The organism is Paenibacillus sp. Soil522, assembly GCF_001428245.1.
Taxonomy (GTDB): Bacteria; Bacillota; Bacilli; order Paenibacillales; family Paenibacillaceae; genus Pristimantibacillus.
This window is the reverse complement of sequence record NZ_LMRV01000047.1, coordinates 1-14959: the sequence shown is the minus strand read 5'-3', so window position 1 is coordinate 14959 and position 14959 is coordinate 1. Positions and strand designations below refer to the sequence as shown.

Below are 14959 nucleotides of genomic sequence, written 5' to 3'. Positions count from 1 at the left end.
TAATGGTTGTTGAGGTGAGGAGATATGCCTGAATTGCCAGAGGTAGAAACCGTAAGGCGAACGTTAATTGAACTTGTAGCGGGAAAACGAATCCAATCGGTAACCGTTAGACTCCCGCGTATTATACAGCGTCCGGCAGAGCCTGAGCAGTTTGCGGATGCGCTTGTTGGACATACGATTGAAACGGTTGAGCGTCGCGGCAAGTTTTTGCGAATTATATTGGATGGGCTTGTGCTTGTGTCTCATTTGCGTATGGAAGGACGCTATGGGGTGTTTCCGTCAGAGGAACCGCTAGAGCGGCATACGCATGTGATTTTTCATTTTGACGATGGGACGGATCTGCGCTACAAAGATGTGCGCCAGTTTGGCACGATGCATCTGTTCCAGTCGGGACAGGAACTTGAGCTTCCGCCGCTTAACAAGCTGGGTATTGAGCCGCTGGAGCCTTCCTTTACACTGGAAGCGCTGCGCGGCAAGCTGGAGAAGCGTGCAACGAAGATTAAGCCGCTGCTGCTGAATCAAGAGCATATTGTCGGCTTAGGTAATATTTATGTGGACGAAGCGCTGTTCCAAGCACGAATTCACCCGGAACGAACGCCAAATACGTTGAAACCGGCTGAATGGAAGCGATTATATGAAGCGATTCGCTCGACGCTGGCGCATGCCGTTGAAGCAGGCGGATCGTCGATCAAATCTTATGTGAACGGGCAAGGCGAGATGGGCATGTTTCAGCATCAGCTGCTCGTTTACGGCAAGAAGGATGAGCCTTGTCCGGCCTGTGCAAGACCAATTCGGAAATTTACGGTTGGAGGCAGAGGCACGCATATTTGCAGCAAATGCCAGCCGCTTGCCGTAGCTCATAAAGTAATGGTTTAGCAGCAATTCCTTATCGGCATGCACAGTCAAATACTCCCCGCATATGATAGATGTGTTACGAACAATAGGCGGATGACTACTCACAGCTTTAAGGTGAGCAGGGCAGCCGCTGTGCGGGGAGGGACTAAGGAATTGTTCGCGCATGTTGCATCACTGTTAGTTCTTGCTTTTGCCGTTAGTTTAGACGGATTTGGCGTTGGTGTTACGTACGGCTTACGGAGAATTCGGATTCCATTGCTGTCGGTGTTGATCATTGCTTGCTGCTCCGGCCTTATCATTTACTTGTCCATGCAGGTTGGCGGCTTGCTGACCGGTTTTCTTTCCGAATTTGTCGCACGGCTCATTGGAGCTTGCGTACTCATTCTGGTTGGAGGCTGGGCACTGCTGCAAGTCAAGCGCGGGAAGCAAAATAATGAGGCGAACGAGACGGAGGGGGCCTCAGATCAAGGAAGCGCAGAAGCAGCTGAAGGCGATGCGAAAAAGCGGGCCGGAGAATTTGCAAACCCGCCTCTTGTGATGATGGTGGAGCTAAAGTACCTTGGGCTTGTGATTCAAATTTTACGAACTCCGCAAGCGGCAGACGTTGACAAATCGGGAACGATTTCCGCCTCGGAAGCGGTGATGCTCGGGGTTGCGTTATCGCTTGATGCATTCGGAGCAGGGCTTGGGGCAGCGTTGATCGGTTTGCCTTCCTTATTTACATCTCTAACGATTGCGGCAGCGAGCGCGATCTTTCTAATAGGAGGCATCCGTTTTGGCTTTCGTTTCTCCACTTGGAGAGGAATGCAAACATTATCTTTTCTGCCAGGCATATTATTAATCATGATGGGAATCATGAAGTTGTTATAATTTGAGGTGAACTGGATGAAAATCGGATTAACCGGCGGTATTGCCAGCGGTAAAAGCACTATCGCAAAAATGCTTATAGAACGCGGTGCGCTGCTGGTCGATGCCGATCAAGTCGCAAGGGAGGTTGTCCTTCCCGGAGAACCGTCATTAGAGGCAATAGCCTCTACGTTCGGACAAGCTGTTCTTGAAGCGGACGGCTCGCTTAACCGGAAAGCGCTAGGCGAAATCGTTTTCCGCGATAAAGCCTCGCTAGCGAAGCTCGAAGCGATCACCCACCCGGCCATTCGTACAAGAATGCAGCAGCGAATACATACGTACAAGGAGCAGTTCCCCGAACGATTAGTCGTAGCGGATATACCGCTTTTGTACGAAACCGGGCAGCAAAATTTATACGATGGCATTATGGTTGTCTATGTGCCTGTTGAGATTCAGAAAACGCGCTTGATGGAAAGAAATCATTTGTCTGAGGAAGAAGCAAGCCGCCGGATAGCGCTGCAAATGGATATCGAGCAGAAGCGAACGAATGCGGATTGGGTCATCGATAACAGCGGAACGCTAGCCGAGACGGAGCGTCAGCTTGACGAATTTTGGAAAAGTCAGTGCTTGCCATGAGAGTGCTTCTAAAGAAGAGAGTGTTTCTTGTCATGCTGCTGGGGCTTATGATGATTTTATTTCTCAAATCGGATTGGCTCGCCGCATGGATGTATCCGGTTTATTATAAGGAAGACATTCGTGCAAGTGCTTCTAACTACGGCGTTGAGCCCCACTTGGTAGCTGCAATCATCCGGAGTGAAACAAACTTCCGGACAGACCAGGAGTCGAGGAAGGGCGCTTTAGGATTGATGCAAATTATGCCTGAAACGGCGGATTGGGTCGTTCAAAGGGCGGGCTTTAAGGAAGTAACGGAAGACATGCTCCGGCATCGTGCGGACGTTAGCATTGAGGTGGGCGCATGGTATTTGAAATCCCTTGATCAGCAATTTGATCACAATAAGGTCGCTGCCATAGCCGCGTACAACGCTGGGCCAGGCAATGTTCGGAAGTGGCTTGATACGGGTGTGTGGGACGGGACAATGGAATCGGTGAAGCAAATACCGTTCGGCGAGACTAGGCACTATGTACAACGGGTCATATACTATTATAATAAGTATAAGGATATCTATCCGAGCTTCTAAGTGATCATCATTAGCTTAGCAAATACGAAAATACAAAGAAGCCTTGGAGGCCCGTCACTTATGAACGGGCCCGGCCAAAGCATCCTTTATTCATACAACTTGTAATGAATCATTATTTGTATTGACCAGCAAGGGATTGTTCAGCAATTTGCACTAGGCGACGGGTAATGAATCCCCCGATGGAGCCAGCGTCTTTAGTTGCCATGTTGCCGTAGTATCCGTCTTGCGGAATCGCGATGCCTAGCTCTTGAGCCACTTCAAATTTCATTTGGTCAAGTGCTGCTGTCGCTTGAGGTACAACCAATTGGTTACTGCTGCGGGATGCGCTCATGTATATTCACCTCCTTGCGGTTGGTAAACGTATTATGTGCAAAAATCAAAACTTCATTACAGGAATTAGATGGAAATTGAAAATAATTTTAAAAAGCCAGATTCAAAGGATTTTTGCAACTAAGAAAGGAGGCAATACGCAACATGAAATGCCCATACTGCGACTATGCCGGAACGAAAGTATTAGACTCCAGACCGGCCAACGAAAACAAATCAATTCGCCGCCGCCGTGAATGTGAAAAGTGCAGCCGCCGATTCACGACATTCGAAATGATTGAAGAAACGCCTCTAATCGTCATCAAAAAAGACGGAAGCCGCGAAGAATTCAGTCGCGACAAAATATTACGCGGCCTTATCCGCGCCTGCGAGAAGCGTCCTGTGCCTGTTGAACGGCTGGAGGTTATCGTATCCGAGGTTGAGAAGGAGCTTCGCACAACAGCTCATGCCGAGGTTGATAGCAGCGATATCGGCGCAATCGTCATGAACCAGTTATACCCTGTCGACGAGGTAGCTTACGTCCGCTTTGCATCCGTTTATCGTCAATTCAAGGATATCGATATGTTCATGAAGGAGCTCAACAACCTGCTCTCCAAGCACCCGCTAAACGGTATGATAGATAGAGATTGACAAATCTTACTACGCTATGCTAAGATCAATCTTGTCGTCATTTGGGGCCTTAGCTCAGCTGGGAGAGCGCATCGCTGGCAGCGATGAGGTCAGGGGTTCGATCCCCCTAGGCTCCACCAAAACAATAATTCAAACCACTTCTTGCGAAGTGGTTTTTTTTGTTTTGGTGGAGCCCAGCAAGGGGCGAATCCCGGTTCAGTCCGCGTGGACGGAATGAAGTGAATAGACTTCAAAGCATAAACAACTAACTAAGGAGCACGGCGTCTGAATCTACCGCTTAAAGACCTCACATGTTTGAGGTTTTTTATGGGCTTGGCCAAACGCCCTTCTTACGCTTACAACCAACTTTATCCACCTTGCGTTTCTCGCTGTACATAAAAACATTAGAGAGCGTTTCAACATCGACAAAGCAAACAGTCTTACTGTTCTTACGATAGGCCATTTGCGGGCTTTTATTTTCACCTAACGCCGATTGCCCCTTCGGGGACATGTTTTTCCTATGCAAGCACAGATCAACCAAGTTTGGAGCAATATGGATATTTAGGAGGATGCTTCAAGGGGATTTAAAGAAAACGGATGAAAACGAATAATATTGCAATGGATAGAGCGCTTTCATGATGATAGAGTTAATTCTGAAAATACTGAAAGATGCTTAGATGTTGTATAAGAGGAAATTTTGTGGATGTGATTAAAGTTTCGGAGCATTTGTTTAAGAACTATTTCTATCTTGGGGGGCCGCAAGTAGTTGTAAGCACATTATATCTAGGGGGAGAATTACATATGAAGTTTCTGAAAGGGCTTAATTTTGGAAATAGGTTTAATAAGCGTTTTTTGTCCATAGTTGTATCCATAAGTTTGTTGGCAACGATCCTGCCTTTTCCGGCGGAAGTATCTGCAGCGGAACAATCGATTTTTACGGATTACCAACCAACAATTAATGAGACCATCGATGCAAGCGGTTTCAAACATCCTGGTATCGGACTTACCAAGGATATTCTTGAAAATATGAGGACACAGGTACGGGCGCAAAAAGAACCTTGGAATACTTATTTTAATCAAATGCTCTACTCTTCAACCGCTTCAAAGACCGTCGGATCAAGCAATCAAGGCGCCGGTCCAACGACACCAGGCATTGATGCTTTTAATAGCCAGAGCTTTAATCAGAGATTTATACAAGACGGTTTGAAGGCTTATACCCAAGCCATTATGTATTATGTAATGGGTGATGAGGCTTATCGGGCAAATGCAATGCGTATTATCCGAATTTGGTCGCATATGGATCCTACGAAATACGCGTATTTTAATGATGCGCATATTCACACGGGAATCCCGCTCAACCGGATGGTTACCGCTGCGGAAATCTTACGGTATACAGGCACTCAAACACCAGAACTGGAGTGGACAGTTCAAGATACAACCGATTTTACGACAAATCTGATCACTCCAGTAATCGAAACCTTCCAGCATACGAATTACCGCTTTATGAATCAGCATCTTTATCCGTTGATTGGAGCTATGTCAGGTTATATCTTTACTGGCAACAGTGAAAGGTATGCTGAGGGAGTAGAGTGGTTTACTGTTAACGAGACAGCTGTTGACCAAGGTCAGAATGGATCTATTAAACAATTGTTCAGATTGGTAGATACCAATATCGTAACAGGAGAGCCGGTAAATCCTCCAGTCGTTCAGCATGTCGAAATGGGTAGGGATCAGGCGCATGGCGCCGGAGACGTAACCAATATGGAAATTTTATCGCGTTTATTGCTTGCCCAAGGAACAAAGGTAGATCCGGTGGAAGGGACTATTTCTACAGCGCCGAATGCTGTTGGCCCCTACGAATTTCTGGATAATCGAATCTTAAAGGCTGCCGACTTTTTTGGCCGGTACATGATTGGTTACTATACACCATGGATACCAGTTGCGGCACATACAGATGTAAATGGAAGTCCAACCATCATTTATAAACATCTGGCTGGCGGTTATAGGGGAAGAATTGGCGGCAATGTGTATGACCTTTACTATTACTATAAATATACGGCAGGAATAAATATGGAGGCAGAAGCTCCATACTTTACCGAGATGTTTGCCAAGAGACTGCCTTTCTTCTGGGAGTCGCCGGATGGAGGCGGGGATTATTGGCTTTATATTCCTAAAGAAGCGGAGGCCGAGGGTACACAGAATATTCCGAAGGCGATAACAAATCCAGATTTGAGAGAAATAGAAGACAGGTACACGAAGCTTGACAGTAATTCGACCACAATACAAGAGGGAGATACTGCTTTCGTCCAGATTACGGCAACGGAAGAGGGAAGCAGAATTGCATATGTTGGTGCCGGCAGCGGCGAGAGAACCATTGCATTCAAGATTCGGACCAATGGCGTAGCGAAAATGGAAGTGTTTGGCGATACCGTGACGCTGCCGGATACGAAGGGGCAATGGAGATATATCAGCTATGCGTTCAATAATTTCCAAGGGTTCGGCGACCTCGTTTATTTCAATGTAAAAGGAGCCGGCACTACAGTTGATATTGACCACGTTAATTTAAAAGCTGGAGTACAGCTGACGCCTCCAGCATTTACAGCAGGCAGTGAAGACTTAAATTTATTTACCTATGTCGGGTCTGCGGCAACGGTCAATTTCGAATTTTCAGCAACAGATGCAGGTGCAACGGATGTAGTTGCCTATCAGGCGGATCATTTACCTACGGGTGCAGCGTTCGATGTGACCACCGGGGCATTTTCCTGGCTTCCAACACAAGCGGGAACGTATTCCTTTGTCGTAAGTGCGTCAGACGGCACTTCGGTTACGACCAGGGACGTTACTATAGTCGTAGCAAACGATCGTCAATCTGCAGTTAACGCAGTAATTGCACCTTATGATGCAAACACACTTTATATTACGTCAACGCTTGAACACTATCAAAATGTGTATGCTGACGTAATGAATCAAATCGCTAGTGCATCGGATGAGGTTTTCTATCAGAAACTATTTGACTTGAATAGTGCGGTTCAAGGTCTTCAAAAATTGACGCCTTTGATGAATGACGGAAGCGTTAATTATACGAATATGTTTGTTAGTTCAACCATGGGCAATGACGTTCCCAACTGGTTGGACGGTACGAATGACAGCTTTGTAGGCTTTTTTAGAGCACAAGATCGGACACATTACATGGATTTTGGGCCAAGCTACAAAATTTCGGCAAATGCCTTCGAGCTTCAGGTAAGAGCCAGCTTTCCGGAACGTGTAGGCGGCGTTGCCATGTTCGGATCCAATGATAAAGAAAATTGGACAAGGTTAACACCTGGCCTAACGACGGTTACGGAAGAAATGCAGAGACTTGAGGTCGAAGAAGGACTCAAAAATCAGCAATTCCGCTTCTTGAAAATGCAAATGATTCAGCCGTCGAGTAGCATGCTGGAAATCGCTGAGTTTAGAATCTTTGGTCAGCGCGATGAGACGGTAAACAAACTGGTGTCCGTTTCCATCAGCTCGGATCAAAGCTTGAAAAATCGAATCGTTCCGGGAGATACAATCAAATTGTCCTTCAAGTCAACTGAACAGATTCAAGATGTAGCAGCCACAATTCAAGGCCAAGCTGCAACGATTTCTACGGCTGACAATCTGAACTGGACAGCAACGCTGGTTGTAGCTCCAAGCGTGCAAGCAGGTACAGTCAAATTCAAGCTTAATTACAAAACGGCAGCGGGAGTCGATGCGGCGGAAACCATCTTTACAACGGATGGCTCTAATTTATTTATTTCCGATCAGACAGGTTATGTGTCCAATCTGCTTGAGATCGCGAACTTAAGCGATTCCAGCGGAAGAAATCCGGCAGATCTCCTGGCAACGGCAGGCCTATTGTTTGATAACAATTTAGGTTCCGTTACGGATTTCCGTCTAAATGGCAGCGGTTATGGAGCATACCTTACCTTCGACTTTAAAGAAGGCGGCGAGGCCAGACTTTCTAAGGTGGAAGTGATTGCAAGGCAAGATGGTTTCTCTGGCAGAATAAATGGCACAGTGGTGCAAGGCTCCAACGACAACGAGACTTGGACAACCATCTCGGGTGCAGCATGGAATACAACGGAATGGCAGACGCTTACGATTAACAGTACCAATCCTTATCGTTATATCCGCATAACAAATGGTAACAACTGGTATGGAAATATGGCTGAATTACGCTTGTATGGCGATGTTAAAATCATGTCCAAGCTCGATTCGGTTTCCATGAGCTCGGCACAAAGCATCCAAAAACGAATTATTCCGGGCAATACGGTCAAATTGTCCTTCAAGTCCACCGAAATGATTAATAATTTGAATGTCAATATTCATGGCCAAGCTGCAACGGTGTCCACGGCTGACAATATCAACTGGACAGCAGAGGCCGTGATGGGCAATAGCGTAAGTCCAGGCCCAGTGACCTTCAGCATCAATTACAAAACGGCAGCCGGAATCGACGGACCGGAAAAAACGACGACAACCGACAGCTCATCGCTGTACATTACCGACGAGACAGGGTTGATTAAAGATGTGCTGGCCATCACTACTTTAAGTGATTCCAGCGGAAGAAATCCGGCAGATCTCTTGGCAACGGCAGGTAATTTATTTGATAGCAATACAGGTACAATTACCGATTTCCGTGTAAATGGCAGCGGATATGGCGGATACATTACGTTTGACTTTAAAGAAGGCAATCTCGTCACGCTGTCGAAGGCAGAGGTGCTTTCAAGGCAAGATAGCAATTATGCCCGAATCAACGGTGCGGTGGTGCAAGGCTCCAACGATAATACGAACTGGACGACCATTTCCACAGCAGCAGGAAAGACGATGGATTGGCAGACCTTAAGCATTGGCAGCACTGTACCATACCGTTATATCCGTATTTATAATGAAAACAACTGGTATGGGAATATGGCGGAATTACGGTTGTATGGCTCTGTTGAAGCCACGAACAAAATCGAGACGGTTTCGATCAGCTCGGCTCAGAGCCTTAAAACGAGGATTGTGCCAGGCAATACAGTAAAACTGACCTTCAAAGCCAAAGAAGTGATCAATAACGTACAGGTCAAGATTCAAGGTCAGGATGCAACGGTTAGTTCGGCCGATAACATCAACTGGACAGCAGAGGCGACCTTGAATCAAGGCGCAGCGGCAGGCAACGTAACGTTCGCCGTTAATTACAGGACGCAAAGCGGAGTGGATGGATACCCGGCGGCATCGACAACAGACGGCTCCAAGCTGTATCTTGTCGATGAATCGGATTTGATTAGCAATGTAACAAGCATCGCCAATCTCATTGATTCCACTTCAGGAAGAACTGCAGCAACAACCTTGTCAATCACGAATAGTCTGTTTGACAGTAATTTAGGTTCAATAACTGATTACCGTTTGAACGGCACTGGAACGGGAAGCTATATTACCTTTGACTTTAAGCAAGGCAATCAAGCTACTCTTTCGAGTGTAGAGCTGATTGGAAGACAAGAAAGCAATCTGCTTGGCAGAATTAAGAACACTGTGATCCAAGGCTCCAACGATAATACGACCTGGACGGATCTGACAACAGCAGCTGTAGCTTCAGGAGATTGGCAAAGCCTCTCGGTCAGCAGTAAAGTACCGTACCGTTATATCCGTGTTTGGAATTGGAGTACGTGGTATGGAAATATGGCTGAACTGAGACTGCATGGGGTAGTGAAAGCGGCAGACGTGACGTCTCCGGTTACAACCGATAATGCGCCGCAGGGTTGGGTTAATCAGGATACGACGGTCAGCTTCAACGCTGCTGATGAAAGCTCCGGTGTGGCAGTTACCTATTACAAAGTTGACGGCGGCGCGCAGCAAACCGGGAACACGGTTACGTTGACAGCCGAGGGAACGCATTCGATCGTCTATTGGAGCGTGGACTGGGCTGGGAATGTGGAACAGCAGCATACGGTTACAGTGAACATTGACAAGACGATTGAGGGTGCAACCTTCGTTGCAGACATCACAGCGCCGACTAATCAGGATGTCACTATTACGATCAGTTATCCGGTCGACGCGTTGGTGAAGGAATACAAAGTAGGCGACAGCGGCGCATGGACAGCGTACACCTCTCCTGTGGTCGTATCGGCCAATGGCACGGTGTATGCGCGGAGCACGGATGCTGCGGGCAACGTGGCGATTGTGACGAGCTACACGCTCAGCAATATCGATAAGACAGCGCCGGCGGACCCAGCGTTGTCGGCCGACACTATAGTTCCAACCAATCAAGTTGTCACCTTAACAATCAGCTATCCGGAGGACGCGGCGGTGAAGGAGTACAAAGTAGGCGACAGCGGCGCATGGACAGCATACACCGCACCTGTGGTTGTTTCCGAAAACAACACGGTGAATGCGCGAAGCACGGATGACGCAGGCAACGTATCGAATGTCAGCAGCTATGCTGTAAGCAATATCGATAAGATTGAGCCTGTTACAGCCGCAACTTTAAATCCGGCAGCGCCTAACGGCAGCAACGGCTGGTATACGTCGGATGTAACGGTAAGCCTGTCTGCATATGACTTATCCGGTGTGGGAATGACCGAATATCAGGTAAACAACGGGTCCTGGATTGCTTACGCGGGTTCCATCCCAGCCTTTGGTGATGGGGTGTATACCGTCAATTTCCGCAGCACGGATCTGGTAGGCAATGTAGAACAAATCAAAACCGTTGAATTTAAGGTTGACAAGACGGCGCCGGAGCAATATGTCCAATTGGATCAAACGTCAATTTGGCCGGGAAATCACAAAATGGTGACCGTTAATGCCGTGCTGAATTCGAACGATGATGAGTCGGGCGTTGATTCTGTGGTTTTAACGTCCATTACGAGCGATCAACCAGATAGCGGTCTAGGCGATATTGAGGCTGATTTCGGTACCGCCGACACTTCATTCACCTTGCGTGCGGAAAAAGCACGCATCTATACCATTACGTACACGGTAACTGACAAAGCGGGCAACAAAACGGCAATTTCTGTAACCGTCACAGTGCCTCATGATCTAGCCGAACAATAACTAAATATCACCAGGATAAGGGAGGAAGGTCATTGTGCCTTCCTCTCTGTTATATCTAAAGCGTGGGTTGTACAGCGAGGGAATGCTTTCCGGTCGGCTATTGATGTGTAGGTTCGAACATGGGACACAAAAGGGAAATACAGTTAAACTGTCGAACATAATATGAATAGTACGTATTAAACCGCTGCAATTGACGGCGTAGAACGGTGGTTATTATGTCTACACCAATTTTATCCACTAAACTATGTATCCCCCCGCCCCGGTCTAAAGTTGTCCTCCGCCCCCGCCTGATCGAGTGTCTGAACGAAGGTACGCAAGGCAAGCTGACCCTCATTTCTGCTTCCGCCGGCTGTGGTAAAACGACGCTTGTCAGCGAATGGCTTGCCGGTTGCTCGCAACCAGCCGCCTGGCTGTCACTGGAAGAGGGAGATAACGATCCTGCACGCTTTCTGACATATCTCTTCGCTGCTTTGCAGACGATTGCGGCGAATATTGGAGATGGCGTATTTGCTTTGCTCCAATCCCCTCAGCCGCCGCCAACCGAAACGATTATAACGGCCTTGCTCAATGAAATCACCGCCATTCCGGACAAATTCGTACTCGTCCTTGACGATTACCACGTTATTGATGCCAGACCGATTGACAATGCCATCGCCTTTCTACTTGAGCACATGCCGCCACAGATGCATCTGGTCATCGCCACCCGCGAGGATCCACGTCTACCTTTGGCACAGTTACGTGTCAGGGACCAATTGACTGAAGTGCGCGCCACAGACTTGCGCTTTACCTCCCCCGAAGCGGCCGAATTTCTGGGCCAGGTGATGGGGCTAAACCTTTCATCGGAAAACATCGCCCTGCTTGAATCCCGCACAGAAGGCTGGATTGCCGGCCTGCAATTAGCTGCGCTCTCTATGAAGGGACATAAAGACGTTTCCAGCTTCATCCAATCTTTCACAGGCAGCCATCATTTCGTAGTTGACTATCTGGTTGAAGAAGTGCTGCAGCAGCAATCCGAGAGCATTCAGACTTTCTTGTTAAGCACATCAATCCTCGACCGGTTGTGCGGTCCTCTTTGCGATGCCGTTCTTCGCAGGGGAGCCTTGGAACACCTCGCCCCCTCTGCTTCCGGACAAGAAACCTTGGAATATCTCGAACACGCCAACCTATTCATCGTCCCGCTGGACAACGAGCGGCGTTGGTACCGTTATCACCATCTCTTTGCTGATTTGCTGCGAAAACGGCTGCACCAGAGCATCATCTCGAATAAAGGGGATGATGTGAGGGTCGTGGCTGAATTACATATACGTGCCAGCATATGGTATGAAGACAATAGCCTTGCGATTGAAGCTTTTCACCATGCCGCTGCCGCCAATGATATCCAGCGCGCCGCTCGCCTGATGGAGGGAGAGGGGATGCCCTTGCTCTTTCGTGGTGCAGTGGCCCCTGTAATGAGTTGGCTGGCTTCAATGCCAATCGAGGAACTGGATGCAAGACCCGCGTTATGGGTGATGTATGCTTCTGCATTGCTGATGGCGGGCCAAATGACCGGTGTTGAACTGAAACTGCAAGCTGCTGAAAAAGCCCTGCAAGGTGCCGGGCAAGACGATAAGACCCATGATCTTATCGGACATATTGCCGCCATTCGCGCTACGCTGGCTGTCAGCAAGCATCAGGCAGATACCATTATTGCCGAGTCGCGTCGTGCTCTGGAATATTTGCACCCAGACAACCTGCCTGTCCGTACAGCCACTGTCTGGACACTGGGATATGCTTACCAGCTCCAGGGGGATCGTGCCGCGGCCAGTAAGGCCTATGCCGAAGCGTTATCGGTCAGTCAGATGATCGGGCATGTCATGATCACCATTTTGGCTACACTCGGCCTAGGGAACATACAGGAAGCAGAAAACCAGCTTTATGCGGCGGCTGAGACTTATCGGCTTGTTCTTAATATGGCAGGTAATCCGCCGCTGCCGGTTGCTTGCGAAGCACACCTAGGCTTAGCCCGTATATTTTATGAATGGAACGATTTGGATGCCGCTATGCAGCACGGTCAACAGACGGTCCAACTGGCGAAGCAGTTTGAACATACGGACAGAGTCGTTGCAGGTGAGGTGCTTCTCGCAAGGCTGAAGCTTGCGCGGGGAGAGGTGAGCGGCGCGGCCGCTATTTTAACAAAGGCTGACCATGTCGCTCGCCAGCATAATTTCGTGAATCAGATGCCCCATATTGCTGACGCACTTGTACTTGCTTTGCTTTACCAGGGCAATTTGGCGGCAGCCGCTCATTTGGCGCAGAAGCACGAGCGTCACTTCAGCCAAGCTCGGGTGCATCTGGCGCAGGGAGACTCGACCGCAGCACTGGCGGTGCTTACGCCATTGCGTGTGCAGGCGGAGGCAAAGGGCCTAAAGGATGAACGGCTCAAGATAATGGTTGTGCAAGCGGTTGCTCTGCATGCGCATGGTGAAAAGTTCAAAGCCGTGCAGCTGCTTGTAGACGCTTTGACGATTGCCGAGCCCGGCGGCTTCATCCGGATTTTTATCGACGGAGGTATTCCGATGCGTATGTTGATGAGAGAAGCAGCTGCTCATGAAATGATGCCGAACTATCTAGGTAAGCTGCTGGCTGAATATGAAGCCGGGGAACAGAAAAGTGAAGTCAAATCTGATCAGCGCCTAGCCCAGCCTGCCAAGCCCCTTATCGAGTCACTGAGCGAGCGGGAACTGGAAGTACTGCACCTCATAGCTCAAGGACTCTCGAATCGTGAGATTAGCGAGCGACTTTTCCTCGCGCTCAGTACGGTTAAAGGGCATAACCAGATTATCTTTGACAAACTGCAGGTAAAACGGCGCACCGAAGCAGTAGCACGTGCCCGCAAGTTGGATCTGTTGTGAGGTGAGATTTACCCGATTAACAACTACAACATTTTCCAAAACCATACTTTAGTATCTATATGCCAATACCGTGCTGCAGATATACTTATTGCAAATTGAGTGTGGAGGAATCCCATGAAAGCGATTGTATGCACAAAATACGGATCACCGGATGTTCTTCAGCTGGCAGAGGTAGATAAGCCAACTCCCAAGGACAATGAAGTACTGGTAAAGGTTCATGCGACAACAGTAACATCAGGGGATTGTAGAGTTCGAAGTTTCAACAGTCCTATCTTATACTGGCTCCCCATGCGAATATTTTTAGGCCTCAGAAAACCAAGAAAGCCTATACTGGGCGTGGAATTAGCTGGAGAAATCGAACAAATAGGTAAAAATGTGAAAAGATTTAAGAAAGGTGACCGGGTTTTTGCATTAACCGGGATGGGATTCGGGGGTTATGCCGAGTACTCATGTTTGCCTGAAGATGGAATGTTGGCCATAAAGCCGACCAATGTGACCTATGAGGAAGCCGCTGCCGTTCTTTTTGGGGGGACGACAGCATTGCATTTTCTTAGGAAAGGAAATATCCGGAAAGGACAAAAAGTTCTTATCTTTGGAGCTTCAGGTGCGGTAGGCACTTCCGCGGTGCAGCTTGCCAAATATTTTGGGGCAGAAGTAACCGGGGTATGCAGTTCCGCAAATTTGGAATTGGTGAAATCTCTGGGAGCCGATAAGGTAATAGATTACACGAAGGAGGATTTTACGAAAAGTGGAGATCAGTTTGATATCATCTTTGATGCAGTTGGGAAAAACTCAAAATCGAATTGCAAGAAAGCATTAGCTCCGAACGGGAAATACGTGACAGTTGATGGGCAGGGGATCGCAAAGGTACGTATTGAAGATTTAATTTTCCTCAAAGAGCTTATTGAAACGGGTAAGATAAAATCGGTCATCGATAGACGCTATCTGCTGGAACAAATTCGCGAGGCTCACGGATATGTAGAAAAAGGGCGCAAAAAGGGAAATGTTGTCATCACGGTGGAGCATGATCATAAAATCTAACTTAGGCTCCATAACAAATAAAACCGCTAACGCTTGGGTTCTGAACTGTGACCCTATTTGTGGACGGTTTATAACAAACAGCCCTAGGCTTAACTAGCAAGGAGATGACCTCTGAATTCGTCGGGGGTCATCTTTTTT

The 14959-nt window shown here is 48.0% G+C and carries 9 protein-coding genes and 1 tRNA gene; 9 read left to right on the top strand and 1 reads right to left on the bottom strand.

Annotated elements, in window-relative coordinates; genetic code table 11:
* The first annotated feature begins 24 nt into the window (after positions 1-24).
* The 4 genes from mutM to ASG81_RS15855 all read left to right on the top strand — a co-directional run bounded on the left by mutM (position 25) and on the right by ASG81_RS15855 (position 2900).
* Positions 25-876: a DNA-formamidopyrimidine glycosylase gene (mutM, locus tag ASG81_RS15870; RefSeq protein ID WP_056636122.1), complete on the top strand. Its 852-nt coding sequence runs from the start codon at positions 25-27 to the stop codon at positions 874-876.
* Positions 877-1008: 132 nt separating this feature from the next.
* The gene (ytaF, locus tag ASG81_RS15865) at positions 1009-1725 is read left to right on the top strand and encodes a sporulation membrane protein YtaF (protein WP_056636118.1); all 717 of its coding nucleotides are present in this window, start codon (positions 1009-1011) and stop codon (positions 1723-1725) included.
* A gap of 15 nt (positions 1726-1740) precedes the next feature.
* A complete protein-coding gene (coaE, locus tag ASG81_RS15860) occupies positions 1741-2337 on the top strand; it encodes a dephospho-CoA kinase (RefSeq protein ID WP_056636115.1) in 597 nt (198 codons plus the stop codon).
* Positions 2334-2900 carry a lytic transglycosylase domain-containing protein gene (locus ASG81_RS15855; protein WP_056636112.1) on the top strand — a complete coding sequence of 189 codons (567 nt, stop codon included), beginning with the start codon at positions 2334-2336 and terminating at the stop codon, positions 2898-2900. Before coaE ends, ASG81_RS15855 begins: the two co-directional genes overlap by 4 nt.
* Before the next feature lie 112 nt (positions 2901-3012).
* Here the strand turns inward: ASG81_RS15855 and ASG81_RS15850 are convergent, their stop codons facing one another.
* Positions 3013-3231, bottom strand: a complete 219-nt coding sequence (locus ASG81_RS15850) for an alpha/beta-type small acid-soluble spore protein (RefSeq protein ID WP_056636109.1) — start codon at positions 3229-3231, stop codon at positions 3013-3015.
* A 143-nt stretch (positions 3232-3374) separates the two neighbouring features.
* Here ASG81_RS15850 and nrdR point away from each other — a divergent pair, with 143 nt between their 5' ends.
* The 5 genes from nrdR (at position 3375) to ASG81_RS15825 (ending at position 14821) form a co-directional block, all read left to right on the top strand.
* Entirely contained in the window at positions 3375-3857 is a 483-nt protein-coding gene (gene nrdR / locus ASG81_RS15845; protein ID WP_056636107.1) for a transcriptional regulator NrdR, read from the top strand.
* A 43-nt stretch (positions 3858-3900) separates the two neighbouring features.
* A tRNA-Ala gene (locus ASG81_RS15840) sits at positions 3901-3976 on the top strand.
* A 661-nt stretch (positions 3977-4637) separates the two neighbouring features.
* Positions 4638-10889: an OmpL47-type beta-barrel domain-containing protein gene (locus ASG81_RS15835; protein WP_056636104.1), complete on the top strand. Its 6252-nt coding sequence runs from the start codon at positions 4638-4640 to the stop codon at positions 10887-10889.
* Between the two features lie 215 nt (positions 10890-11104).
* Complete coding sequence (locus ASG81_RS15830) at positions 11105-13780, top strand: LuxR C-terminal-related transcriptional regulator (protein ID WP_056636101.1); 2676 nt, start codon at positions 11105-11107, stop codon at positions 13778-13780.
* A 114-nt stretch (positions 13781-13894) separates the two neighbouring features.
* Positions 13895-14821: an NAD(P)-dependent alcohol dehydrogenase gene (locus ASG81_RS15825; protein WP_056636098.1), complete on the top strand. Its 927-nt coding sequence runs from the start codon at positions 13895-13897 to the stop codon at positions 14819-14821.
* Positions 14822-14959 lie beyond the last annotated feature (138 nt).